The following is a 23,380-nucleotide window of genomic DNA, read 5'->3' as shown; positions in this document are numbered from 1 at the left end:
CAATACCAATCAAATTACGTTATGCGTAATTGAATTACGATAAAAATAACCCAGGCATGCCACGAACTCTGCAACAGAGCGACCGGCCATTGCCGACTCCCTGTTCAGGAGGCTCCATGAACCCCGATTCAACGACGCCAGCGCTGGCTTACCTGTCAGGCTTCGGCAACGAATTCAGCAGCGAAGCGTTGCCCGGCGCACTGCCTGTCGGCCAGAACTCCCCGCAAAAAGCCCCGTACGGCCTTTACACCGAACTGTTCTCCGGCACGGCGTTCACCATGGCGCGTAGCGAGGCGCGTCGCACCTGGATGTATCGCATTCAGCCATCGGCCAATCATCCGGCGTTCGTCAAACTGGATCGGCAACTGGCCGGCGGTCCACTGGGTGACGTGACCCCCAATCGCCTGCGCTGGAACCCGCTGGAGATTCCCGCCGAGCCGACCGATTTCATCGACGGTCTGGTGAGCATGGCTGCCAACTCGGGCGCAGAAAAACCGGCCGGGATCAGCATCTACAACTACCGCGCCAACCGTTCCATGGAGCGTGTGTTCTTCAATGCTGACGGCGAGATGTTGCTGGTGCCTGAACTGGGGCGCCTGCGCATTGCCACCGAACTCGGCGTGCTTGAACTGCAACCGCTGGAAATTGCCGTACTGCCACGCGGCCTTAAATTCCGTATCGAACTCATTGACCCGCAAGCCCGCGGTTATGTCGCCGAAAACCATGGCGCGCCGCTGCGTCTTCCGGACCTGGGGCCGATTGGCAGCAATGGCCTGGCCAACCCGCGGGACTTCCTGACCCCGGTGGCCGCCTACGAGAACCTGCAACAACCCACCACGCTGGTGCAGAAATTCCTCGGCCAGTTGTGGGCGTGCGAACTCAATCATTCGCCGCTCAACGTGGTCGCCTGGCACGGTAATAATGTGCCGTACAAATATGACCTGCGCCGTTTCAACACCATCGGCACCGTCAGTTTCGATCACCCTGATCCGTCGATATTCACAGTGTTGACCTCGCCAACCAGCGTCCATGGCCTGGCCAACCTCGACTTCGTGATCTTCCCGCCGCGCTGGATGGTGGCCGAGAAAACCTTCCGTCCACCTTGGTTCCATCGCAACCTGATGAACGAATTCATGGGCTTGATCCAGGGCGAATACGACGCCAAGGCTGAAGGCTTCGTGCCCGGTGGTGCTTCGTTGCACAGCTGCATGAGCGCCCACGGTCCGGACGGTGAAACCTGCACCAAAGCGATCAACGCGGACCTCAAGCCGGCGAAAATCGACAATACTATGGCGTTCATGTTCGAAACCAGCCAGGTGTTGCGCCCAAGCCGTTTCGCCCTCGATTGCCCGCAACTGCAAAACACTTACGATGCCTGCTGGGCTACGCTGCCCGCCACTTTCGACCCGACCCGGAGATAACCCATGACGCAGACTTCCATCACTCGCAGCTGGGTTGCATCCGCCAACGGCCATGCTGATTTCCCGCTGCAAAACCTGCCGTTGGGCGTGTTCAGCCTCAACGGCTCGGCACCGCGTAGCGGCGTGGCCATTGGCGAGCACATCTTTGATCTGCAAGCGGCCCTGGAGGCCGGGTTGTTCGATGGCGCTGCGAAGGCTGCCGTCGAGGCCACCCGTGGCGGCCAGTTGAATGCCTTCTTCGAACTGGGCCGCGAGGCCCGTGTGGCCCTGCGTGAACGCTTGCTGGAACTGTTCGCCGAAGGCAGCACCCTGCATGGCAAGATCGAAGCCCAAGGTGCGAAACTGCTGCCACTGGCGGCGGATTGCGAGATGCACCTGCCGGCGAAAATCAATGATTACACCGACTTCTACGTTGGTATCGAGCACGCGCAGAACGTCGGCAAACTGTTCCGTCCCGACAACCCGTTGCTGCCGAATTACAAGTACGTGCCAATCGGCTACCACGGTCGTGCGTCGACCATTCGCCCGTCCGGTACCGATGTACGCCGTCCGAAAGGCCAGACCTTGCCGGCCGGTCAAACCGAGCCGACCTTTGGTCCTTGTGCACGCCTGGACTACGAACTGGAACTGGGTATCTGGATCGGCCAGGGCAACGACATGGGCGACTCGATTGCCATTGGCGATGCGGCCGATCACATCGCCGGTTTCTGCCTGCTCAACGACTGGTCGGCACGGGACATCCAGGCCTGGGAATACCAGCCGCTAGGGCCGTTCCTGTCGAAAAGCTTCATCACCAGTATCTCGCCGTGGATCGTGACCGCCGAAGCGCTGGAACCATTCCGTCGCGCCCAGCCTGTGCGTCCGCAAGGTGATCCGCAGCCGCTGCCATACCTGCTCGACAAGCGCGATCAGGCCGCTGGCGCGTTCGACATCGAACTCGAAGTGTTGCTGCTCACCGAAGCCATGCGTGAACAGAACCTGCCAGCCCATCGCCTGACCTTGAGCAACACCCGGCACATGTACTGGACCGTGGCGCAAATGGTCGCGCACCACAGCGTCAATGGTTGCCAATTGCAGGCCGGTGATCTGTTTGGCTCGGGCACGTTGTCGGGCCCTGAGAGCGGTCAGTTCGGCAGCCTGCTGGAAATTACCGAGGGTGGTAAAAAACCGATCGAACTGGCGTCGGGCGAAGTGCGTAAATTCCTTGAGGACGGTGACGAAATCATCCTGCGCGGCCGTTGCCGTCGTGACGGTTTCGCTTCCATCGGTTTCGGTGAGTGCCGCGGCAAAGTGCTGCCGGCGCGTTAACAGGAGCGAGGCATGGAACTCTATACCTACTACCGATCGACTTCGTCGTACCGGGTGCGTATCGCGTTGGCGCTCAAGGGCCTGGATTATCAGTCCTTGCCGGTCAACCTGATCGCACCGCAGGGGGGCGAGCATCGGCAGCCGCCTTATCTGAGCGTCAACCCGCAAGGCCGGGTGCCGGCCTTGCGCACTGATGAAGGCGAGTTGCTGATCCAGTCTCCCGCCATCATCGAATACCTGGAGGAACGTTATCCACAGGTGCCACTGCTGTCCAGAGACCTCGCCACCCGCGCCCATGAACGCGGTGTGGCAGCAGTGATCGGCTGCGATGTGCACCCGTTGCATAACGTCAGCGTGCTCAATCGTCTGCGCCAGTTGGGCCACGACGAACCGCAGGTGGTGGAGTGGATCGGTCACTGGGTCGGCCAAGGGTTGGCCACGGTGGAGCAGTTGATCGGCGATGACGGTTACTGTTTCGGCCCCGAGCCCGGGTTGGCGGACGTCTACCTGATCCCGCAGTTGTATGCGGCCGAGCGCTTCAATGTTTCCCTTGAGGCTTACCCGCGGATTTGTCGAGTGGCGGCGTTGGCGGCAACGCATCCGGCGTTTATCAAGGCGCATCCGGCGAACCAGCCAGACACGCCTTGATGCCTCACACCGTTCCAATGTGGGAGCGAGCTTGCTCGCGAAGAAGGCGTGTCAGTCAACAATAATGTGGCTGACACACCGATTTCGCGAGCAAGTCGGACCGCCGCACCGCCGCTCCCACAGGTTTCGGTGGTGTACACAAATGCTCGCCACAGTGCAAAACAAAGGTGGGAGCGAGCCTGCTCGCGATAGCGGTCTGGCAATCACTTCATTGGTGGCTGACACACCGATTTCGCGAGCAAGCTCGCTCCTACAGGGGGGGGCAGTGATCAGTGATCAGTGAACGATGGCGTTCGGCGGCAAATGCCCCAGCCGCTCCGTCAGGCGAATCCGCTGGATTGGGTCGTCGCTGAGCAGCAGCGCATGCTCCAGGTCAAAACGTTCGGCATTCGGACATTCCAGTCGTTGATACAGGCTGGCCCGGGACAGGTAGTCTGTGGCACTGGCGTTGCCCAGTTCCAGGACGCGATCGGCGTCGATCAAGGCATTGATGACATCGTCGTGGGACAGGTACAACTGGCGCAGGTTGCGCGACAGCCGTTGCAGCATCTGCACCGGTTCAGCGGTCTCCAGGTGCTCGGCGCCGAGCTTGATGTTCGGGCCGTACTGGCGGTGCAGTAATTCCCGGCAATCGTTCGGATAAAGGCGACGGCCGCCGCAGGGGTCGAGCAAATGATCGGCGCCCGGCACCCGCAGCAGGAAATGTCCGGGGAAGTTGACCCCGACCATGGGAATCTCCAGGCCCCTGGCCAACTCCAGTGCAATCAGCCCCAGCGTCAAGGGTTGCCCTCGCCGGAGTTCCAGAACCTTGTCAAGCAGTGCCACTTGCGGGCGCAATGGCGTGAAATCGTCCTGGGCAAAACCAAGGTCGTTCATGCGCCGCAGCAACGGCTGGGCCAGTTCACTGACCGGCAACATCGGCAAGCCACCACTGACCCGTTGTTGCAACGCCTGGAAATCGGCCAGCAGTGCTTGCGGGTTCACCTCGCTGTCGTGCTCGACCGCAATCCACAGTGCCGCCTCGAACAGCGCGGGCGGTGAACGTTGCAGGCAGGCGAAAAACGATTGGCGCGGGGTCATCAGAATCTCCGGGCAATGCCTCGTTTTAGCCCCCTCTCCGGCATTCGTCCAGTGCCGCGCCAGGGCGAATACGGGTTATTTCCGAAAGCTAGCATGGTGGCCGTGCTTATTCCTGTGCGCTTCTGCATTTTTTGGGCGCAAGCCTATACTGGCGACTACAAGAAGTGATTCGGGAGCCTTACGATGTTCGCTCTCATGCAAAGCACTCGCCTTGAATCGCTGCATCTGAGCGTTGACTCGGTCACCGGGTTGAAGGCGGTCATTGCCATTCATAACAGCCGGCTGGGACCTGCCCTGGGTGGTTGTCGTTACCTTGCCTACCCCAGCGACGAGTCCGCGGTCGAGGACGCTGTGCGCCTGGCCCAGGGCATGAGCTACAAGGCAGCGTTGGCCGGCCTGGCCCAGGGCGGCGGCGTAGCGGTGATCGTGCGCCCGGCCCATGTGGAAAACCGTGCGGCGCTATTTGAAGCCTTCGGACGCTGCATCGAACAGCTCGAAGGCCGTTACATCACCGCCATCGACAGCGGCACTTCAGTGGCGGACATGGATTGCATCGCCCAGCAGACCCAGCACGTCACCAGCACCACATCGGCGGGCGATCCCGCGCCACATGCGGCGATGGGCGTGTTCACCGGCATTCGCGCCACTGCGATGGCGCGACTGGGCAGCGATAACCTCGAAGGCCTGCGCGTTGCCATTCAAGGCCTGGGCAATGTCGGTTATGCCCTGGCAGAACAGTTGCACGCCGCCGGTGCCGAACTGCTGGTCAGCGACATCGATCACGGCAAGGTGCAACTGGCCATGGAGCAACTCGGTGCGCACCCGATTGCCAACGACGCGCTGCTCAGTACACCTTGCGACATCCTCGCGCCCTGCGGGCTGGGCGGTGTACTCAACAGCCATACCGTGGCGCAATTGCGCTGCTCGGCGGTGGCCGGTTCGGCGAACAATCAGTTGACGCATCTGGACGTCGCCGACCAACTGGAGCGGCGGGGCATCCTCTACGCACCGGATTACGTGATCAACGCCGGTGGGCTGATTTACGTGTCGCTCAAGCACCGCGGCGAAGGACTGCCGACCATCACCGCACATCTGTCGAAAATCAGCTCGCGCCTGACCGAAGTGTTCGCCCACGCCCAGGCGGAAAAACGCTCCCCCGCACGGGTGGCCGACGAGTTGGCGGAGAAAGTGTTGTACCGGTGAATCAGGCATGAGTTTTCCACAGGCATGAAAAAGGCCCTGAGCCATTCGACTCAGGGCCTGTTCAATTTGGGCTTTGCTTACTTGGCGGCTTTGGGGACCTTGGCAGGCTTGGCCGGGGTGATCGGCTCAGCGGCTTCAACGACCTCGACCGCTGCAACCGGTTCTGCGACTTCAACCGGTGCGCTGAGCAGTTCGGACAGGGCGTCCGGCTGGCTCTTGAACGCTTTGGCGAACACATCGCGATTCTTCGCCATGTAGATCCCGGCTTCTTCCACTTGCTGCTCGGTCAGCGACGGAACGGCTTTCTGCAACACTTCAGCCAGCAATTCGGCCAGTTCGAGCATTTTGTCATGACGGTCAGCTTCGGCTTTATCCATGAACAAGCGCTCCAGATCTCGGCTGCTGCGGTATACCACTTCGACGGCCATTCACCACCTCACATGCCTTCACATTGGTTGTCGGTTTCGACTACTGTATCTATATACAGCGAAAGGATAAGCGAATCCCTGCCTTTTGGGTAGTGGCTTTTTAATGTAGACCGGTTTCGACATTTGTCAGGTGAGGCGCGGAGCAGGTGCGACCAAACGCCACGGCGCGCAATCCAGAGCGTCTCGCCATCATGGCTGGCCTTTTTTCTGCATGCAGAAAAACCTTCACGTCCAACCCGCATCATCCGTTCGAACCGACCTAAGGAAGCAGCATCGTGAAAATCAACTGGGCCGAAAAATTGCGGCAGAACGTCCATGAGCTGGCCGAGTCCCTGGGCAATCTGTTCGTTGAAACCTTTCACTACCTGGCGCTGTTTGCCATTGGTGCGGTGACCGCGTGGGCGGCGGTGATGGAGTTTCTCGGAATGATCGAAGAGGGACACATCAAGATCGATGACATCTTGCTGCTGTTCATCTACCTGGAACTGGGGGCGATGGTCGGGATTTACTTCAAGACCAACCACATGCCCGTGCGCTTCCTGATCTACGTGGCGATCACCGCGCTGACGCGGCTGCTGATTTCCAACGTTTCGCACCACAACCCGCCGGACCTGGGAATTATTTACCTGTGCGGCGGGATTCTGCTGCTGGCGTTTGCGATTCTGGTGGTGCGTTACGCTTCGTCGCAATTTCCTTCGGTGAAGATTGAGAACCCACACCGCAAAACAGGTGCGGGCTCCAGTGAACATCCGGAAGTAGAAAAGGGCGAGCTTTAAAGCCCCATGGCGGGTCGGGGCCGGCCTTTGGCGGGTGGTGGCGGCAGACTGCGGGTGCCGTCATCGGTCATGGATTCGAGGATGGCCACGGCACTGTGGCCTTGTTCGATGGCAATGCCGAATTGAATGCTTTGAACCAGACGCTTGAGGCGTTGGGGGTCATTGCGTTGTTCGGCGCTGATCATGCGTTTGGCCACCACGCGGCCACTGTTGGAGAGGGTCAGCATGATGCTGCCGTCCAGTCCCTGAATGCTCAGGTTGATCTGATAATCCGCTGCAAAGGCATCGGTAATGAGCTGGAAAGGGTTGTCCATGATGCGTCACCGCCTGATTGAACGTGCAGTTGTTGACCGGCCGTGATCGGGTTGGTTCGCAATGTCAGACCACCGGCCATCTCGCCATCATTGTTCCAATCAGGATGTAGCAAGGGGCATGCCGACAAAATTGTTGGACAAAAAACACGCTCTGTAGGAGCGAGCCTGCTCGCGATGATCGTGAATGTTAACGCGTCAAACCAGATGGTTTGCGGCGCCTGAAGGTTTTTCGCGAGCAAGCTCGCTCCTGCAGGGGCCGTGTTTTCTGCACGTTTCAGGGCAATAAACCTCGACGTGCCTCCAAAGCGATCAACATTCCACCCAGTTCACCGCCAGTCCGCCCCGCGACGTCTCTTTGTACTTGTCGTGCATGTCGGCCCCGGTGTCGCGCATGGTGCGGATCACCCGGTCCAGGGAAATGAAGTGTTTGCCGTCGCCGCGCAGGGCCATTTGCGTGGCGTTGATGGCCTTCACCGCTGCGATCGCATTGCGCTCGATACACGGCACTTGCACCAGTCCGCCAACCGGGTCGCAGGTGAGGCCGAGGTTGTGTTCCAGGCCGATTTCGGCAGCGTTTTCCAGCTGTTCCGGGGTGGCGCCAAGCACCTCTGCCAGGCCCGCGGCGGCCATGGCGCAGGCGGAGCCGACTTCGCCCTGGCAGCCGACTTCGGCTCCGGAGATCGAAGCGTTTTTCTTGCACAGGATGCCGACGGCAGCTGCGCCCAGGAAGAACGCGACCACATCGTCGTCAGACGCGTCGGCATTGAATTTCATGTAGTAGTGCAGTACCGCCGGAATGATCCCCGCCGCGCCGTTGGTCGGCGCCGTGACCATGCGCCCGCCGGCCGCGTTTTCTTCGTTCACGGCAAGGGCGTACAGGTTGACCCATTCCATCGCTGACAACGTGGACGTGATGACATTCGGCTTGCCGATTTCCTGCAGGCTGCGATGCAGTTTCGCCGCTCGACGCGGAACATTCAGACCGCCGGGCAGAATGCCTTCGTGGCGCAAGCCCTGCTCGACGCATTCGCGCATCACCGACCAGATATGCAACAGGCCCTGGCGGATCTGCGCGTCAGTGCGCCATGCCCGTTCGTTGGCCATCATCAGTTCGCTCACCCGCAGCCCGTGCTCGTTGCAGAGTTTGAGCAGTTCGGCGGCACTGGAAAAGTCGTAAGGCAGCACCATATCGCCGGTCGGTGCGATTCCGGATTCGGCTTCGGCCGCTTCGATGATGAAACCGCCGCCCACCGAGTAATAGGTTTGCTCGAACAGTTCGCCGGTTTCACCGAAGGCTGTCAGGGACATGGCATTGGGGTGGTAGGGCAGACTCTCGTTGAGCAGCAGGAGATCGCGTTGCCAGTCGAAGGCAATGTCCGCAATGCCTGCCAGAGGCAACTGACCGGTTTCGCGCAGGGTGTTGATTCGGCTGTCAATGGAAGTTGGGTCGATGCTGTCGGGCCATTCGCCCATCAGACCCATGACGCAGGCACGGTCCGTTGCGTGGCCGACGCCGGTCGCCGACAGAGAACCGTAAAGGCGAATCTCCACTCGTCGCACGTCAGCCAGAAAACCCTGTTCGACCAACTGCCGGGCAAAGGTCGCGGCGGCGCGCATCGGACCGACGGTATGGGAGCTGGACGGGCCGATGCCGACTTTGAAGAGATCGAAAACACTGATAGCCATGCTAAAGCCTGTACATGCAATGGAAGGGAAATCGCTGCCATTTCTGTAGGACAAGCGCAATTTGGGAGATACTGCCTGCCACGATCCTGCGTGACCAACGAAAATTCCTAAGACATCCTTTAGCAGGACTAAACGATGAGTCGTCAATTACACGCCCAGACGTATGTCTGGCTGAACGTGTTTGCCTGTGCCGCGCGGCACCTGTCGTTCACCCGATGCGCCGAAGAACTGCACATCACACCGGGAGCCGTCAGCCAGCAGATCCGCCAGTTGGAAGAACGCCTGGGCTTTCGCCTGTTTCACCGCCGCGCCCGCGGAGTGGAACTGAGCGCTGAGGGCCAGCGCCTGGCCGTTACCGTCAACGAGGCTTTTGGCAGCATCGACGCCGAATTGCGGCGACTGGATGCAGGCATGATCAGCGGGATTCTGCGGGTGCGTTCGATTCCGTCATTCCTGAGCAAATGGCTGACGCCGCGCCTGCCGCGTTTGCAGCAGCGTTTTCCGGACATTCAGTTGCGCCTGGTGGCCGAGGACAGCAGCGTGCCCTTGCATGAAGGCGACTTCGACCTGGCGATCGATCTGAATGACGGCAGCTACCCGGGTCTGTTATCCACAGCCTTGCTCGATGAACAGATTTTTCCGGTGTGCGCGCCGAGCCTGTTGCGTGGTCGTCCGCCGCTGCACGGTCCGGCAGACCTGATGCACTTTCCCTTGCTGCACGACATCACCGCCTGGCGTGGCAGCTACGAGTACGCGGAATGGGAGTTTTATCTCAATGCCATCGGCTTCGAGGGGGCGGATGTGCGACGCGGTCATACCTTTAATCGCAATCACCTGACGATCGAAGCGGCCATCGCCGGGATGGGGGTGGCGATTGCCCGACGAACGCTGCTCAACGATGAGCTGGAGCGTGGGGCGTTGATCGTGCCTTTTGGTCTGGCGGTGCCTAACCACAAACGCTACATGCTGCTCTATGCACCGGGTGCGCTGAGCCATCCCGGCGTGCGTGCGGTGCATGACTGGCTGGTGGAAGAAGCGGGGATTTTTCGCAGCTTGCACCCGTTGGGGGAGCGGCAAATGTGAGCAAATATTACGTAAGAGCAGGGCGACCCAACTCCCGACCTTAACAGCGCTTTTACCGGTTGTCCGGCTTTTTTTGCGATTGAAAATTTATCTTTTTTTGGGGGTTGAATTGTTCAGCGTACAGACCGATCTTGTAACCAAGAGGTCACGGTGATGACGCCCAAGGGCTTAGCTGACCGGCCTCTCGCGAGCTAGCTGAAATAAGGGATGAACTATGCAAATCCAAGTCAATAGCGATAACCATATTCAAGGCAGTAAACGACTGGAGGAGTGGGTACGTACGACCATTGAGAGCACGCTCGAACGCTACGAAGAGGACCTGACACGAGTCGAGGTTCACCTGCGGGACGAGAACGGCGACAAGCCGGGTCCCCACGACATGCGCTGCCAACTGGAGGCGCGGCCAAAAGGCCATCAACCGATTTCCGTCGCCCATAAAGCCTCCACCATGGAGCAGGCGATCGACGGAGCGGCCACCAAACTTGAACATGCGCTGGAGCATATGTTCGGAAAACTACGCGGCAAACGAGCCAATGTGGTGCCCATCGAGAGTGGCGCCCATGCCGACCAGCTGCTGGAAGAAGAGTTTCTGGAAAACGAACAGGCGGCGCTTAACGGCTGACACCTGATTCACTTTTTACCTTCCCATGAAAACGGGCCTGCATTGCAGGCCCGTTTTCGTTTCGGTGGCTTTTGGATTCCATGGCCATTGGCATGGCTGCGGGGACAGCCAGCTTTGCGGTGCAACCAACGGGCGTAATAGAGGGCTGCCCCCGATCCTTTTGCATATGAGAATATTTATCATTAATATTGCGACCTTACCGGCCCCCTGACGCTGTCGTGGCCTCACCGGTTTTCAGGTCGAAACATGAACGATGATCACTCTCCCACCCGACCCCCGCGATATCGAGCACGACGAACAGCGCGGCGACCGTGCGCATTTTCTCCAGGTCTTTCTTTCCCAGCGCTCGCAAATGGAGGCGTTGGTGAATCGTCGCGTCGGTTGCCGGGCGACGGCGGCTGACCTGGTACAGGATTTGTTCCTGCGTTTCTGGCGGCGGCCGCTGGTGCAGGTCGAGGAACTCAGTACTTACCTGCTGCGCTGCGCCGGCAACATCGCCATCGACCATTTGCGCAGTGAAGGCACGCGAGTCCGGGCCAGCGAAGGCTTGATGGTCGAGCCGCTGGACAGCCATGGCAGCGGACCGCAAGCGGCACTGGAGGCGGGCAACGATTTGCGTCATGTCGAAGCGGCCTTGCGCGCCTTGCCGGAGCGTACGCGGCAGATCTTTTTGCTCAATCGCATTCATGGCCATAAGTACGCCGAGATCGCCAGGGCCATGGGTTTGTCCCAAAGTGCCGTGGAAAAACATATGATGCGCGCCCTCGAAGCCTGCAAGGCCAGCCTTCGGGAACCCGAAACGCGTATGCCAGGGAAAGCACCGTGAACCACTTCGAACGCGTCATTCCGACGCCCGCGCAGGAGCAGGCCGCGCTGGCCTGGTTGAGCCTGTTGCATGACCAGCCAGACAGCGGTGACCAGGCTACGTTCAGCCAATGGTTGCAGGCCGACCCCGCCCATGCCGAGGCGTATGCCCAGGCGCTTGTGCTGTGGGAGTTGAGCGAAGTGCCGGCGCGCACCCTCGCCCAAGAAGACGCCTTTGCCTTGCAGGGGTACCTCAATGCGATGAATCGCTCGCGGCGCAGCACCGTCGGGCGCTGGTCCGGTGCCTTGGCCATGGCCGCTTGCCTGCTGCTGATGATCAGCCTCGGCACGGGTTGGCAGCCGATGCGCTGGATCGATGACCTGGGGGCCGATTACGTCTCGGCGCCAGGGGAAATTCGCACCGTGACCCTGGCCGATCAATCGCAAATCACCCTGGATGCCGACAGTGCCATCGCGGTGGACTTCAGCCGTGGTGAGCGCCATGTGCAGTTGCGCCGCGGCGCCGGGTTTTTCAGCGTCACCCACACCGGTGAACCGTTTGTGGTGGACGCCGGGAAAGGGCAGGCGCGGGTCCTGGGCACGCAGTTCGAAGTCCGTTTGCAGCCCCATGGCGCGCAGGTCACGGTGTTGTCGGGGCGGGTTGGCGTGTCGGCGGACAAGAACGCCGAACAGCAAATTCTCACCGCCGGCCAGCAAGTGGCCTACGGCGAAGGCTCGATGGAAAAACTCCACTCGGTGGACAGCGAAGCGCATTTGGCCTGGCGCCAGGGCTGGCTCAATTACTACAAGGCGACGTTGGCCGACGTGGTACAGGATTTGGCGCGCTATTACCCCGGGCGGATCGTGTTGCTCGACGATGAACTGGCGGCACGCCGGGTCAGTGGCAGCTTCCCGAGCAAGAACCCGCAGGCGGTGTTGAGTTCGTTGCAGGGAGTGATGGGGTTTGAGCAGCATCAGGTGTTGGGGCATCTGATTATTTTGCGTTGAAGCTGCTGGCCTCTTCGCGGGCAAGTCGAATCGTCGCACCGCCGCTCCCACAGGTTTTGAGTCGGTCACCAAATTGGGGGCAACATAGATCCTTGTGGGAGCGAGCTTGCTCGCGATGGGGCCAGTTCAAACACCACATCACCCTGAATAAAAATATTTTCAAAATGTGATGAGGTAAACCCGATTGCCATCCGTGTAGTGACTGAAACTGCGAGTCATTCGCATCAGTAGCGGTTCTACACAGGTCATGAGCAATGAAGTCCAGGGCAAAATCGGGTTCGGTCAAACAATGGTTGAGTGTGTCTGCGTTGAGCTTTTCGGTATTGGCGTTGTTGCCGCTGAGCGCGGCGCTGGCCGCTGAGACAGGCGGCAGTCAGTCGCGTGAGCAGTTCAGTTTTTCGCTGGCTGCCAAACCTCTGCCCCAGGCCCTGAGTGATTTCAGCCGGGTGACCGGCATCAGCGTCGTCTACACCGATGAAGCGCCGTACGGCCTCAATGCGCCGGCCATCAATGGCCAGATGAGCGCCGAACAGGCCCTGCAACGTCTGCTCACCGGTTCGGGTTTGACCTTCCGTCGCACCGACGGCCACACCATTGCCCTGGAACCACGGCCGACTGAAGGTGCGTTGAACCTGGGCGCGACCACCATCACCTCGGTGATGGATGACTCCATGAGCTACCAGCCGCCACCCACCTCTTCGGTGATGCGCTCTTCGGCCCTGATTCAGGACATCCCGCAGACCATCAATGTCGTCCCGGCCCAGGTCATCCGCGACCAGGCACCGCGCAATCTTGATGACGCCCTGGCCAATGTCAGCGGCATCACCCAGGCCAACACTCTGGGCAGCACCCAGGACTCGGTGATGGTTCGCGGCTTCGGCGACAACCGTAACGGCTCGATCATGCGCGACGGCATGCCGATCGTGCAGGGCCGTGGCCTCAACGCCAGCGTCGACCGGGTTGAAGTGCTCAAGGGGCCGGCCTCGTTGCTCTACGGCATTCAGGATCCGGGCGGCGTGGTCAACATGGTCAGCAAGAAGCCCGAGCTTGAGCAGTACAACGCCTTGACCTTGCGCGGCTCGACCTATGGCGACGGCAAGAATGGCAGCGGCGGCGGTCTCGACAGCACCGGCGCCCTCGGCGATTCCGGGCTGGCCTATCGCATGGTGCTGGATCACGAAGACGAAGATTACTGGCGCAATTTCGGCGTGCATCGCGAGAGCCTGATCGCGCCATCTCTGGCCTGGTACGGCGAAAGCACCAAGCTGCTGTTCGCCTATGAGCACCGCGAATTCCTCACGCCGTTCGACCGCGGCACGCTGATCGATCCACGGACCAACCATCCGCTGGATATCTCGCGCAACGAGCGCCTCGACGAGCCGTTCAACAATATGGAAGGGCGTTCTGACCTCTATCACTTCGAAGCCGATCACGAACTCAACGACAACTGGAAAGCCCATTTCGGCTACAGCTGGAACCGCGAAACCTACGATGCCAGCCAGGTGCGCGTGACTGCCATCGACACCCAAAAGGGCACCCTGACCCGCAGCATGGACGGTACCCGGAATGCGATCAGCACCGACCGTTTCACCACCGCCAGCCTTGAAGGCAATGTGAACGTGCTCGGCATGCAGCACGACCTGCTGTTCGGCATCGACGACGAATACCGCAAGATCTTCCGCGAAGACCTGATCCGCCAGAAAAGCCTGACCACGTTCAGTTACGTCAATCCGGTCTATGGTCGGGAAGTGGCAGGCACCACCGTCAGTGCGCCCGACAGCGCGCAGACCGATGAACTGCGCAGCGATTCGGTGTTCCTGCAAGACTCCGTCCACCTCACCGAACAGTGGATTCTGGTGGCCGGCGCGCGCTTCCAGGCGTACGACCAGTACGCCGGCAAAGGCGTGCCGTTCCACGCCAACACCGACAGCAATGGGCAGAAATGGGTGCCGCGTGCGGGCCTGGTTTACAAATACACCGATGCCTTGTCGTTCTACGGCAGCTACACCGAGTCGTTCAAACCCAACTCTACCATCGCGCCGTTGAGCGGCAGCAGCACCGTGCTTGACGGCGGCATCGCGCCGGAAGAAGCCAAGTCCTGGGAGCTGGGTGCCAAGCTTGATCTGCCGGGTCGCGTCACCGGTAACATCGCGCTGTTCGACATCAAGAAACGCAACGTGCTAGTGGCCAACGCCGAAGGCCCGACCACGATTTACAGTGCCGCCGGCGAAGTGCGTTCCCGTGGCCTGGAAGTGGACTTGAGCGGTCAGCTCAGCGACCGCTGGAGCATGATCGGCAGCTACGCCTATACCGATGCCGAAGTCACCGAAGACCCGGTTTACAAAGGCAATCAACTGCAAAACGTGGCGAAGAACAGCGGCTCGTTGTCGGCCGTTTATGACTTCGGCACCGTTATTGGCGGTGATCAGCTGCGGGTCGGCGCCGGCGCGCGTTATGTGGGAGAGCGGGCGGGCAACGCGGTGAACGATTTCGACCTGCCGGGCTACACCGTGGCCGATGCGTTCGCCACCTACGACACCAGGGTCGAAGGGCAGAAGGTCAAGTTCCAGCTCAACGTGAAGAACCTGTTCGACCGCACTTACTACACCTCGGCGGCGAGCCGGTTCTTTGTGTCGATGGGCGATTCGCGGCAGATTTCGCTGTCCAGCACTCTGGAGTTTTGACGACAGACCGCGTCATCGTTCATCGTCGGAACGCCGCCCGGAGCAAGCTCGCTCCCACAGGGGAAAAGGGTGATCACAAAACAGCTGAGCACCGCCAAACCTTGTGGGAGCGAGCTTGCTCGCGATGGCGGCCTGAAAGGCGCCGAAAAAGCTCGGGACTAGCGCAAAAACGCCTGGCGATACTCGCCAGGCGTTCCCCCCAGGGCCTGGCGAAATCGGTTGGTAAAGTGGCTGGCACTGGAAAAGCCGCAAGCCAGTGCAATTTCCCCCAATGGCTGCGAGGTCGTGCGCAGCAACTCCCGCGCCCGGTTCAGGCGTCGCGCCAGCACGTACTGGTGGGGCGGCAAGCCGAAGCTTTCGCGGAACATCCGCGCGAAGTGGTATTCCGACAACGCGCACAACGCCGACAGCTGACCGAGGCTGACGGCCTCGTCCAGATGGCTGTCGATGAATTCCACCAGATGCCGACGCTGATGTGCGGCCAATCCACCTTTAAGGCGCAGGCCTTGCCGGGCGTTGACCTGGCTGAGCAGGGCATGGCTGAGCAGTTCGTGGGCCAGGCTGCTGGTGAGCAGGCGCTCGCCCGGTTCGTCCCAGTTCAAGGTGATCAACTGCCGAAAGCGCAGCGCCTGCTGGGGGTCATCGAGAAAGGTTTGCTCGCGCAGCTGCATTTCCCGTGGTTCGCGATCGAGCAGGGTGACGCAGCCGAGGGCAAATTGTTCGGGGCTGAAATACAGGTGTGCCAGGCGAATGCTGCCGTTGATCACCCAGCCTGACTGGTGGTCGGCCGGCAGGATGCACAGTTTGTCCGGGCCGCCCTTGTTGCCGGGCTGATCGCGACGGAAGGTGCCGGTGCCGCCGGCTATGTAACAGGACAACGTGTGGTGGCTGGGCGCTTCGTATTCCTGGGCGTCGTGGTGATTGCTCCACAAGGCTGCGGACAAGCCGTCACCGAGCTCGGCACTGTGCTCGAGGCGAGCATTCGGCGAGCGGTTGAGGGCTTGAAAGACTTGTAGGGTATCCAGTACAGCCATGATTGTTGCTCTCTAACACCTGCATCCAACGCCCTGCATCCTACTCCGTAGACGTGCGTATGCCAGCCTGTCGCCAGACAAAAGCGCAAGTTTATGCAAGTGCGTCCAGGCGTGGCGCCGGACACTGGGCACCTATCGAGGAGCCTTAGTCATGAACCTTTCTTTGTACCTGCTGACCGTGCTGATCTGGGGCACCACCTGGATAGCCTTGAAATGGCAACTGGGCGTGGTGGCCATTCCCGTGTCGATCGTCTACCGCTTCGGCCTCGCCGCGCTGGTGCTGTTCGTGATCCTGCTGCTCAGCCGACGCCTGCAAGTGATGAACCGTCGCGGGCACTTGATCTGCCTGGCTCAAGGTTTGTGTCTGTTCTGCGTCAACTTCATGTGCTTCCTCACCGCGAGCCAGTGGATCCCCAGCGGTCTGGTAGCCGTGGTGTTTTCCACTGCCACCCTGTGGAATGCCCTCAATGCGCGGGTGTTCTTCGGTCAGAAAATCGCCCGCAATGTGTTGATGGGCGGTGCGCTGGGCCTGCTTGGGCTGGGCCTGCTGTTCTGGCCGGAACTGGCCGGGCATACCGCCAGCCCGGAAACCTTGCTCGGTCTCGGTCTGGCCCTGTGCGGCACCTTGTGCTTCTCGGCGGGCAACATGCTCTCAAGCCTGCAACAGAAGGCCGGCCTCAAGCCGCTGACCACCAATGCCTGGGGCATGGCTTACGGTGCGGCGATGCTCTCGGTGTGGTGTCTGGTCAAAGGCATTCCCTTCGAGATGGAAATGAGCGCGCGTTACATCGGGTCGCTGCTGTACCTGGTGATTCCGGGATCGGTGATCGGTTTCACCGCCTACCTGACCCTGGTCGGCCGCATGGGGCCTGAGCGGGCGGCGTATTGCACAGTGCTGTTTCCGGTGGTGGCGCTCAACGTATCGGCGTTCGCCGAGGGTTATCAGTGGACGATGCCGGCACTGTTGGGGCTGGTGTTGGTGATGTCGGGGAACGTACTGGTGTTTCGCAAACCCAAAGTGCCGCAGGTGCTGGGCAACGGCAAGCTGGCCTGAGGGGGGCGTCGAGTGCTGAGTGACTCAGCGCTCGATTTTTATTGCGATGTATATCAATAGCGGAAAGATGAAATCAATAATATGTTGAGACCTGTCCTTGTAATTCCAGGTTTTCGACTCGTCCATGTTGAACCACTCGATGCCGATCACTTGAAAACCAACGTAATAAAGAAACAGGGCGATCAGTAATCCTATAAGTGCAGGTTTCTTGGCTTCGTGAAATTGTTCGGGGCTGGTGTTGATATTTTTGTAAAGGTAATAGGTTCCGAGTAGACAGCATATGGTGTAAACCACTTCAAGTGTAATGATCAGCCAGTAAATACGGTGATGCAGCATGGCGGAAGTAATAGCCCTGTAGCTGTATTTTTTGCGACCATTGGTGGTGTCCATGCTCAGGATGTGGCTGATGTATTCATAGCTGGTCGAGTAGTCCGTGAAGTTGTTGTATAGCATCAGCAATCCAAAGAGGCTGACAAATAACATCAGTGTGGCTTTGCTGAATCGAATGACTCGACTTGTTGTGAGTTGGCTCAAGCTGGTGATCTCCGTTGCTGTTCCCTTAGTGTCTGGGGTAGGAAGGAGAGTCTATCGAGTGGTTTTGTTATTTGGTTGTTGACTGAATTGCAGGGTGTGTATTCAGAGAGCTGTTTAATAAGCTGAGAGTGACTTTTTTGTATTGAACGGGCAGGCGCTTTTGGCACCTGCCCGTTTTTTTAACCCTTCCAGACTTGCGGGTTGACCAGGTCCTGCGGTCGTTCGCCCAACAGGGCACTGCGCAAGTTGGTCAGGGCACGGTTGGCCATGGCATCGCGGGTCTCATGGGTGGCCGAGCCGATGTGCGGCAAGGTCACGGCGTTTTTCAGCTGGAACAGTGGCGACTCGGCCAGCGGCTCCTTTTCGTACACGTCCAGCCCGGCACCGCGAATGCGGTTGTTTTGCAGTGCTTCGATCAGCGCCGGTTCATCCACCACCGGACCGCGAGCAATGTTCACCAGGATGGCGCTTGGCTTCATCAGCGCCAGTTCGCGATGACTGATCAGGTGCCTGGTTTTTTCGCTGAGCGGCACCACCAGACAGACGAAGTCGGCTTCGGCCAGCAATTCATCCAGGCTACGGAGCTGCGCACCGAGCTCCTGTTCCAACGCAGTCTTGCGGCTGTTACCGCTGTAGATAACCGGCATGTTGAACCCCAGGTGACCACGGCGGGCGATGGCGGCACCGATGTTGCCCATGCCGACGATGCCCAGGGTCTTGCCGTGGACATCGCAACCGAACAACGGCGCACCGACGGTCGCTTGCCATTGTCCGGCCTTGGTCCAGGCATCCAGTTCGGCAACGCGGCGCGCGCTGCTCATCAACAGCGCAAACGCCAGGTCGGCGGTGCTTTCGGTGAGCACATCCGGCGTGTTGGTCAGCATGATCCCGCGTTCGTTGAAGTAGGCGAGGTCATAGTTGTCGTAGCCCACCGAGACGCTGGACACCACTTCCAGCCTGGCAGCGTTTTCCAATTGGGCGCGGCCGAGTTTGCGGCCGACTCCGATCAGGCCGTGGGCGTGGGGCAGGGCTTCGTTGAACTGGGCGTTGATGTCGCCGTTTTTCGGATTCGGCACGATGACATCGAAATCCTGTTGCAGGCGTTCGACCATTGCCGGGGTGACGCGGCTGAAAGCCAGGACAGTCTTTTTCATGAGAGGCGGGCTCGTCGGGCGGTGAGGAATGCTTAGCAAGCTACAAGTTTCAACCGGCAAGCCGCAAGTCCAAAAGCCATCCCCACTGCTTTTGACTTGAAGCTTGCCGCTTGAAGCTCGCTGCTGCTAATCCGCTATACTGGCGGCCTTTCGCGGCTCGCTGACCGGGCCCGACACATTACGCATCACCCGGAGCTTTCATGACTTCCCCGAAACAACCGCCAGTCGCCGACGCCATGCGCGACGAGCCGGCCGCACTGCCAGACAGTCTCGAGTCCAGTGCCGAAGGCGAAACCAAAGCCGAGATTCCGGCTTTCAAGTTCCCGTTCAAGCCGGGCGAACTGGCGTCGGCCAAGGGCTCCAGCCAGCCGTGGTACAAGAATGGCGCCAAGAACGGCCACACCAAAACCCCAGGCATGGCGCCGCCGGGGACTCGTCGTTCGATGGGCAAGCGCTGACCCTCCGAGATTGCTGGCGGTTTTTTTCTCTCATTCATCAAGATATTTCCCACAAGAGTTGGCGATTGCGCTGCTGGGAAATGCAATGGCCATTCGTTGAGCATTCCAGGCTCATGAATTCCTGATGAAGGCCGTCAATATGTCTCTGGTGAAATCTTTTTCGTTACTGTCGCTACTGGTCATGACCGCTGGTTGCGTGTCGTCCGCACCAGAGCCACAGATTCGTTTCGGTATCGAAGCCATTGTTCCACCGTTTGAAAGCCGTGACGACAAGGGTGAGTTGGTGGGATTGAACGTTGAGTTGGGTCATGCGCTCTGCGCCGAACTCAACACCCGCTGTGTCTGGATAGATCAGGATTACGCCTCCAATATTCACGCCCTTGAAGCTGGCCGCTTTGATGTGATCCTGCCGATGACCGCCACATCGGCGCGTAAAGAGCGGGTTGATTTCACCAACGATCTCTACCCCCTGAGCAGCCGCCTTGTGGCGCGCAAAGGGGCGAATCTGCAAGCGGATGCGCAATCGCTCAAGGGAAAAACAGTCGGCGTCCTCGCGGGTACCAGCCGCGAAGCGTTCGCCAAGGCCCGTTGGTCTCCGGCCGGGGTAACGGTACGCAGTTTCGATTTCAACCAGCAATTGATCGAGAGCCTGCTTGCGGGGGGGATCGATGCCACCCTGCAAGACTCCATCGAAATCACTTACGCATTACTCAGCCAGCCCCAAGGCCAGGCGTTCGATTTTTCCGGTCCGGCCCTCGAGGACCCCATGCTGGGCAGCGGCGTGGCCATGGCCTTGCGCAAAACCGATACTCAATTGCGCGACAGCCTGAATCTGGCCCTTGAGCGGCTGAAGCAAGATGGCCGGTATCAGGCGATTACCCAGCGGTACTTGCCAGCAGCAGCCCCCGATTTTCCTCGGTACTTCCCAGGTGGAGAAGGCCTGCCGTTTGCCGATGCGGTACAGGTCGGCGAGATGATCCATCTGTCAGGTGTGATTGGCGTCAGCGCCGGTGACGAACTCGTCAAGGGTGGCTTCGGCCCGCAAATGGTCCAAACCATGGAAAATCTGAGCAGCGCCCTGCAACGCAGTGGTTCGTCTTTGGAGAACGTTGCCAAATGCACGGTCATTCTTGCGGACATGAAGGACTTTGGTGCGATGAACGAAGTCTACAAGCGTTACTTCCCGACAGATCGATTGCCTGCCCGGACAACGTTCGGTGCGAAAAAACTGGTAATGAATGCGCGGGTGGAAGTCGAATGCATGGCGGTTGCTACCCGCTGACATAACGCTGGAATCGCTCTGGCGCAGATCGGGTTTGCGTCAGAGTCCGGCGTTCAGGCCGTGCGCAATGAAATAAACGCATAGTTCGCCGGCGCATCCGTCGCCACTTGCGCACCGGCCGCAAGTACCTGCCCGGCGATATCCTCAGTCGAGACATGGAACAGCCATTCGCTGCTCCATTGCGGCAAGGCCTGCCCGGTCAATTCATCGACGATCGTGGCGAACTCGTTCATGTCCGGCAGATAAGCGGTGAAGCCATCGCCCTTCAGCGCGGTTGTCCGAATCCCCAGCAACGCGCAAATCGCATCCTTCATGTGAATGTCATTGCGATCGGCCTGACGGGAACGCTGGATCAATTCCGATAGCTCCCGGTCTACCAGTTCACCGCCTGCAATCAGATCCGGTCCTTTTTCCCACGACTCGGGCGGACATTCCTTCAGGGTGATGTTCAGGGGAATGTGCGGATTGATTTCCATCGGATAGATACGGCACACCAGCGGCCGGCGTTCGTAGATGCGGCAGAGGTTGTCTTCGTCAAGATTCCGGCAGGGGCCAGCATTGTAGGCGGCGAAGGTGATGGCCACGTACGCCTCGGATTCGCCGCTGCGCACGGCCGCCGAACGGCGTTCGGCGTGTTCCCGTTGTTGCACCGGCAGACCCAGGCCGTTGTCCAGAAACGCCTCCACCAGCACGATCACCTGACCGCCATCGGCTGCCCACATCCGGGTTTCGCTCAGGGTCAGGGGTACATGGTGGTCGTTGCAGCATTTGCCGCAGCCTACGCAGGAAAACGTCGTATTCATTGAGCGTTCACTCGCATCACAGGGCATGAAGCAGCGACAGAATGCCGCCGCAAAGGCCGCTACCGAGGCAAGTTATGTGCCACTCAGTTTGTCTTGCCGACCGGGCGGATGGAGTCCCATTCGCTGACGTACGCGGTTTTGCTCTTTTTGTTGTAGAGGCACAACTCGGTGCCTTGCGCACCTTTCATGTGCTTTTGCGGGTACTGGCCCTGCAGCAGTAACGCGGTGTAGCCGACCCGGTCATCGAACTGCGCGGCATTGCCCACGGGTTTGGCGTCTTTCAGGCCGCTGGCCTTGGTGCAACTGGCGAGTACTGCTTTGTCGTAGGCGGCCCAGGCGTCAGGGCTTGAGGCGTGGGCCTGAGAGGTGAGGGCGGTGAGGCAGAGGAGAATGAGGCTGGCAGACTTCATGGCTTGAGCTTCCTTGGTATCGAGTGGCCAAGACGTGAGTATGCCTGAAGGTTTTAAGTCGATTATGCGGACCTCATCGCGAGCAAGCTCGCTCCCACATTAGATCTTCATGAGACAAAAAATCTGTGCGCAATGAGCAACCAGTGTGGGAGCGAGCTTGCTCCGGGCGGCGTTCCGACGATGGCGGTGCATCAGAGCGGAACCGGCTCCCGGCGGACTGCGCGCATCCCGACGCTTTCATACAGCCGCCGCGCCCGAAGGTTGTCTTCCAGTACCTTCAGGTCCACAAAGCCTTCACGCCGTTGCTGGAACACCTTGAATGCCTGTAACAACAAGGCACGCCCCAATCCACGGCCTTGAAACCGCGGATGCACCACCAGGTTCTTGATATAGGCACTGGTCCAGCACTGACATACGCCCACCACTTCTTCGGCATCCAGGGCAATCAAGCACAGGGCCGGGTCATATTCCGGGTCGGTTTCGAACTGCCGTTGCCACATGTCCAGCGCGGCGACGCGACCGCCGCCGTCGAGATAACCGAGCTCCATCAGCCGGTGCACGGCGGCACCCAGTTCGGGACGGTATTCACTCAGTTGCAGGCCGGCTGGCCATTCGGGAGACGGCAGGACGATGGAGAGGTCGCGCCGCATCAGCCAGCAGAATTCTCCGGTCAACACTCAGTAACCCTGTTCGGCGACAGCCTTGGCGGCGGTGATCAGACATTGTGTCAATTCAGGCGAAGAGAATTTGGTCAGCACCGCGTTCGCCCCCGCCAGTCGCGCTTTCTCGGCATTCATCGCACTGTCCAGCGACGTGTGCAGCAGTACATAAAGATGCGCGAAATCCGGGGTTTCCCGCAGGGTGCGGGTGAAGGCGTAGCCGTCCATTTCCGACATCTCGATGTCCGAGACAATCAGGTTGATCTGCTGCGCGGTGCCTTGCAGGTCCAGCAGGCAGTCGATGGCTTCCTTGGCGCTGCGGGCCGTATGGCATTGCAGGCCAAGGTTACGCAGGGTGTGCACCGATTGCTGCAAGGCGACCTGGCTGTCATCGACCACCAGAATGCGCGCGTTGCCGAGCAATTCGGCGTCTTCCATGCTCAGTTCGGTCGGCGCCATTTCGATTTGTGCCGGGGCGATGCCGTGAATGACTTTTTCGATGTCCAGCACTTGCACCAGGGTGCCATCGACCGAAGTCACGCCGGTGATGTAAGCGCGCAAACCACCGGAGCCGAAGGGTGGCGGGCGGATGTCGGTGGTCTGGCAATGGACGATCTTGCTCACGGCCTGCACGTGCAGGCCCTGCTTGGAGCGGCTGACGTCGGTGACGATCAGGCAGCCGCCGTTGGGATCTTCCAGCGGGCGCTCGCCAATGGCGCGGCTGAGGTCGATCACCGACAGCGAGGCTCCGCGCAGGGTGGCGATGCCTTTGACGTGGGGGTGTGACTCCGGCAACCGGGTCAGCGGCGGGCAGGGAATGATTTCACTGACCTTGAGCAGGTTGATCGCCATCAGCTTGCCGCTGCGCAAGGTAAACAGCAGAAGCGAAAGTGAGTCTGCGCGGGCTTTGTTGGAGGACATATGAAC

23 protein-coding genes and 1 pseudogene are annotated in these 23,380 nt (G+C 59.8%); 13 read left to right on the top strand and 11 right to left on the bottom strand.

Annotated features, from left to right (window positions below):
• Window positions 1–116: 116 nt before the first annotated feature.
• From hmgA to maiA, 3 genes are read left to right on the top strand one after another with little or no spacing between them, the layout of a single operon-like run.
• A complete protein-coding gene (gene hmgA / locus AB4Z35_RS01960; RefSeq protein ID WP_442095842.1) occupies window positions 117–1,421 on the top strand; it encodes a homogentisate 1,2-dioxygenase in 1,305 nt (434 codons plus the stop codon).
• A gap of 3 nt (window positions 1,422–1,424) precedes the next feature.
• Window positions 1,425–2,729 carry a fumarylacetoacetase gene (fahA, locus tag AB4Z35_RS01955; RefSeq protein ID WP_442095841.1) on the top strand — a complete coding sequence of 435 codons (1,305 nt, stop codon included), beginning with the start codon at window positions 1,425–1,427 and terminating at the stop codon, window positions 2,727–2,729.
• Window positions 2,730–2,741: 12 nt separating this feature from the next.
• Entirely contained in the window at window positions 2,742–3,377 is a 636-nt protein-coding gene (gene maiA, locus AB4Z35_RS01950; protein WP_442095840.1) for a maleylacetoacetate isomerase, read from the top strand.
• A gap of 276 nt (window positions 3,378–3,653) precedes the next feature.
• Here maiA and AB4Z35_RS01945 read toward each other — a convergent pair whose 3' ends face one another.
• A complete protein-coding gene (locus AB4Z35_RS01945; protein ID WP_442095839.1) occupies window positions 3,654–4,457 on the bottom strand; it encodes a SirB1 family protein in 804 nt (267 codons plus the stop codon).
• 183 nt (window positions 4,458–4,640) lie between these two features.
• Between AB4Z35_RS01945 and AB4Z35_RS01940 the strand changes: the two genes are divergently transcribed.
• Window positions 4,641–5,660, top strand: coding sequence for a Glu/Leu/Phe/Val dehydrogenase dimerization domain-containing protein (locus AB4Z35_RS01940; RefSeq protein WP_442095838.1), 1,020 nt, complete (start codon window positions 4,641–4,643; stop codon window positions 5,658–5,660).
• A 188-nt stretch (window positions 5,661–5,848) separates the two neighbouring features.
• Here the strand turns inward: AB4Z35_RS01940 and AB4Z35_RS01935 are convergent.
• Window positions 5,849–6,088: pseudogene (locus tag AB4Z35_RS01935) on the bottom strand (YebG family protein); the annotation flags it as partial.
• A gap of 275 nt (window positions 6,089–6,363) precedes the next feature.
• Between AB4Z35_RS01935 and AB4Z35_RS01930 the strand changes: the two are divergent.
• Window positions 6,364–6,864, top strand: coding sequence for a phosphate-starvation-inducible protein PsiE (locus AB4Z35_RS01930; RefSeq protein WP_008000650.1), 501 nt, complete (start codon window positions 6,364–6,366; stop codon window positions 6,862–6,864).
• Here AB4Z35_RS01930 and AB4Z35_RS01925 read toward each other — a convergent pair.
• Window positions 6,861–7,178, bottom strand: a complete 318-nt coding sequence (locus AB4Z35_RS01925; RefSeq protein WP_108229095.1) for a DUF3509 domain-containing protein — start codon at window positions 7,176–7,178, stop codon at window positions 6,861–6,863. The genes AB4Z35_RS01930 and AB4Z35_RS01925 overlap by 4 nt on opposite strands.
• A gap of 309 nt (window positions 7,179–7,487) precedes the next feature.
• Complete coding sequence (locus AB4Z35_RS01920; RefSeq protein WP_442095837.1) at window positions 7,488–8,864, bottom strand: L-serine ammonia-lyase; 1,377 nt, start codon at window positions 8,862–8,864, stop codon at window positions 7,488–7,490.
• A gap of 135 nt (window positions 8,865–8,999) precedes the next feature.
• On the opposite strand from AB4Z35_RS01920, the gene AB4Z35_RS01915 reads away from it, so the two are divergent.
• The 5 genes from AB4Z35_RS01915 (at window position 9,000) to AB4Z35_RS01895 (ending at window position 15,065) form a co-directional block, all read left to right on the top strand.
• The gene (locus AB4Z35_RS01915) at window positions 9,000–9,947 is read left to right on the top strand and encodes a LysR substrate-binding domain-containing protein (protein WP_108218256.1); all 948 of its coding nucleotides are present in this window, start codon (window positions 9,000–9,002) and stop codon (window positions 9,945–9,947) included.
• 214 nt (window positions 9,948–10,161) lie between these two features.
• Window positions 10,162–10,569 carry an HPF/RaiA family ribosome-associated protein gene (locus AB4Z35_RS01910; protein WP_442095836.1) on the top strand — a complete coding sequence of 136 codons (408 nt, stop codon included), beginning with the start codon at window positions 10,162–10,164 and terminating at the stop codon, window positions 10,567–10,569.
• Between the two features lie 253 nt (window positions 10,570–10,822).
• Window positions 10,823–11,395 (top strand): RNA polymerase sigma factor, encoded by a 573-nt coding sequence (locus tag AB4Z35_RS01905; protein WP_442095835.1) that lies wholly within the window; start codon window positions 10,823–10,825, stop codon window positions 11,393–11,395.
• Window positions 11,392–12,381 (top strand): FecR family protein, encoded by a 990-nt coding sequence (locus tag AB4Z35_RS01900; protein ID WP_442095834.1) that lies wholly within the window; start codon window positions 11,392–11,394, stop codon window positions 12,379–12,381. The genes AB4Z35_RS01905 and AB4Z35_RS01900 overlap by 4 nt, the downstream gene beginning before the upstream one ends.
• A gap of 254 nt (window positions 12,382–12,635) precedes the next feature.
• Entirely contained in the window at window positions 12,636–15,065 is a 2,430-nt protein-coding gene (locus AB4Z35_RS01895; RefSeq protein WP_442095833.1) for a TonB-dependent siderophore receptor, read from the top strand.
• A gap of 158 nt (window positions 15,066–15,223) precedes the next feature.
• Here AB4Z35_RS01895 and AB4Z35_RS01890 read toward each other — a convergent pair whose 3' ends face one another.
• On the bottom strand, window positions 15,224–16,099 hold the full coding sequence (locus tag AB4Z35_RS01890; RefSeq protein WP_442095832.1) for a helix-turn-helix domain-containing protein: 876 nt from the start codon (window positions 16,097–16,099) through the stop codon (window positions 15,224–15,226).
• Window positions 16,100–16,250: 151 nt separating this feature from the next.
• Here AB4Z35_RS01890 and AB4Z35_RS01885 point away from each other — a divergent pair, with 151 nt between their 5' ends.
• On the top strand, window positions 16,251–17,153 hold the full coding sequence (locus AB4Z35_RS01885; RefSeq protein WP_008000673.1) for a DMT family transporter: 903 nt from the start codon (window positions 16,251–16,253) through the stop codon (window positions 17,151–17,153).
• Between the two features lie 24 nt (window positions 17,154–17,177).
• Here AB4Z35_RS01885 and AB4Z35_RS01880 read toward each other — a convergent pair whose 3' ends face one another.
• Both AB4Z35_RS01880 and AB4Z35_RS01875 read right to left on the bottom strand, forming a co-directional pair.
• Window positions 17,178–17,687, bottom strand: coding sequence for a DUF2165 family protein (locus AB4Z35_RS01880; RefSeq protein ID WP_442095831.1), 510 nt, complete (start codon window positions 17,685–17,687; stop codon window positions 17,178–17,180).
• 179 nt (window positions 17,688–17,866) lie between these two features.
• A complete protein-coding gene (locus AB4Z35_RS01875; protein WP_442095830.1) occupies window positions 17,867–18,841 on the bottom strand; it encodes a 2-hydroxyacid dehydrogenase in 975 nt (324 codons plus the stop codon).
• 200 nt (window positions 18,842–19,041) lie between these two features.
• Here AB4Z35_RS01875 and AB4Z35_RS01870 point away from each other — a divergent pair, with 200 nt between their 5' ends.
• Complete coding sequence (locus AB4Z35_RS01870; RefSeq protein WP_442095829.1) at window positions 19,042–19,299, top strand: hypothetical protein; 258 nt, start codon at window positions 19,042–19,044, stop codon at window positions 19,297–19,299.
• A 139-nt stretch (window positions 19,300–19,438) separates the two neighbouring features.
• The gene (locus AB4Z35_RS01865) at window positions 19,439–20,581 is read left to right on the top strand and encodes a transporter substrate-binding domain-containing protein (RefSeq protein ID WP_442095909.1); all 1,143 of its coding nucleotides are present in this window, start codon (window positions 19,439–19,441) and stop codon (window positions 20,579–20,581) included.
• 53 nt (window positions 20,582–20,634) lie between these two features.
• Here the strand turns inward: AB4Z35_RS01865 and AB4Z35_RS01860 are convergent, their stop codons facing one another.
• The 4 genes from AB4Z35_RS01860 to AB4Z35_RS01845 all read right to left on the bottom strand — a co-directional run bounded on the left by AB4Z35_RS01860 (window position 20,635) and on the right by AB4Z35_RS01845 (window position 23,374).
• Window positions 20,635–21,384, bottom strand: coding sequence for a YkgJ family cysteine cluster protein (locus tag AB4Z35_RS01860; RefSeq protein ID WP_442095828.1), 750 nt, complete (start codon window positions 21,382–21,384; stop codon window positions 20,635–20,637).
• 83 nt (window positions 21,385–21,467) lie between these two features.
• Window positions 21,468–21,794, bottom strand: coding sequence for a hypothetical protein (locus AB4Z35_RS01855; RefSeq protein WP_442095827.1), 327 nt, complete (start codon window positions 21,792–21,794; stop codon window positions 21,468–21,470).
• A gap of 191 nt (window positions 21,795–21,985) precedes the next feature.
• Complete coding sequence (locus AB4Z35_RS01850) at window positions 21,986–22,444, bottom strand: GNAT family N-acetyltransferase (protein ID WP_442095908.1); 459 nt, start codon at window positions 22,442–22,444, stop codon at window positions 21,986–21,988.
• Between the two features lie 27 nt (window positions 22,445–22,471).
• Window positions 22,472–23,374: a chemotaxis protein CheV gene (locus AB4Z35_RS01845; protein WP_442095826.1), complete on the bottom strand. Its 903-nt coding sequence runs from the start codon at window positions 23,372–23,374 to the stop codon at window positions 22,472–22,474.
• Between the last annotated feature and the right edge of the window lie 6 nt (window positions 23,375–23,380).

This window comes from Pseudomonas sp. KB_15 (assembly GCF_052114525.1).
Lineage (GTDB): Bacteria > Pseudomonadota > Gammaproteobacteria > Pseudomonadales > Pseudomonadaceae > Aquipseudomonas.
The sequence above is the reverse complement of the archived record's forward strand: the minus strand, read 5'-3'. Positions and strand labels throughout refer to the sequence as shown.

Coding starts and splice junctions, on each gene's coding strand:
- hmgA (WP_442095842.1), top strand. CDS start 117: ATGAACCCCGATTCAACGACGCCAGCGCTGGCTTACCTGTCAGGCTTC.
- maiA (WP_442095840.1), top strand. CDS start 2,742: ATGGAACTCTATACCTACTACCGATCGACTTCGTCGTACCGGGTGCGT.
- AB4Z35_RS01895 (WP_442095833.1), top strand. CDS start 12,636: ATGAAGTCCAGGGCAAAATCGGGTTCGGTCAAACAATGGTTGAGTGTG.
- AB4Z35_RS01940 (WP_442095838.1), top strand. CDS start 4,641: ATGTTCGCTCTCATGCAAAGCACTCGCCTTGAATCGCTGCATCTGAGC.
- AB4Z35_RS01875 (WP_442095830.1), bottom strand. CDS start 18,841: ATGAAAAAGACTGTCCTGGCTTTCAGCCGCGTCACCCCGGCAATGGTC.
- AB4Z35_RS01945 (WP_442095839.1), bottom strand. CDS start 4,457: ATGACCCCGCGCCAATCGTTTTTCGCCTGCCTGCAACGTTCACCGCCC.
- AB4Z35_RS01905 (WP_442095835.1), top strand. CDS start 10,823: ATGATCACTCTCCCACCCGACCCCCGCGATATCGAGCACGACGAACAG.
- AB4Z35_RS01925 (WP_108229095.1), bottom strand. CDS start 7,178: ATGGACAACCCTTTCCAGCTCATTACCGATGCCTTTGCAGCGGATTAT.
- AB4Z35_RS01890 (WP_442095832.1), bottom strand. CDS start 16,099: ATGGCTGTACTGGATACCCTACAAGTCTTTCAAGCCCTCAACCGCTCG.
- AB4Z35_RS01860 (WP_442095828.1), bottom strand. CDS start 21,384: ATGAATACGACGTTTTCCTGCGTAGGCTGCGGCAAATGCTGCAACGAC.
- AB4Z35_RS01870 (WP_442095829.1), top strand. CDS start 19,042: ATGACTTCCCCGAAACAACCGCCAGTCGCCGACGCCATGCGCGACGAG.
- AB4Z35_RS01850 (WP_442095908.1), bottom strand. CDS start 22,444: ATGCGGCGCGACCTCTCCATCGTCCTGCCGTCTCCCGAATGGCCAGCC.
- AB4Z35_RS01845 (WP_442095826.1), bottom strand. CDS start 23,374: ATGTCCTCCAACAAAGCCCGCGCAGACTCACTTTCGCTTCTGCTGTTT.
- AB4Z35_RS01910 (WP_442095836.1), top strand. CDS start 10,162: ATGCAAATCCAAGTCAATAGCGATAACCATATTCAAGGCAGTAAACGA.
- AB4Z35_RS01865 (WP_442095909.1), top strand. CDS start 19,439: ATGTCTCTGGTGAAATCTTTTTCGTTACTGTCGCTACTGGTCATGACC.
- AB4Z35_RS01855 (WP_442095827.1), bottom strand. CDS start 21,794: ATGAAGTCTGCCAGCCTCATTCTCCTCTGCCTCACCGCCCTCACCTCT.
- AB4Z35_RS01915 (WP_108218256.1), top strand. CDS start 9,000: ATGAGTCGTCAATTACACGCCCAGACGTATGTCTGGCTGAACGTGTTT.
- AB4Z35_RS01920 (WP_442095837.1), bottom strand. CDS start 8,864: ATGGCTATCAGTGTTTTCGATCTCTTCAAAGTCGGCATCGGCCCGTCC.
- AB4Z35_RS01885 (WP_008000673.1), top strand. CDS start 16,251: ATGAACCTTTCTTTGTACCTGCTGACCGTGCTGATCTGGGGCACCACC.
- fahA (WP_442095841.1), top strand. CDS start 1,425: ATGACGCAGACTTCCATCACTCGCAGCTGGGTTGCATCCGCCAACGGC.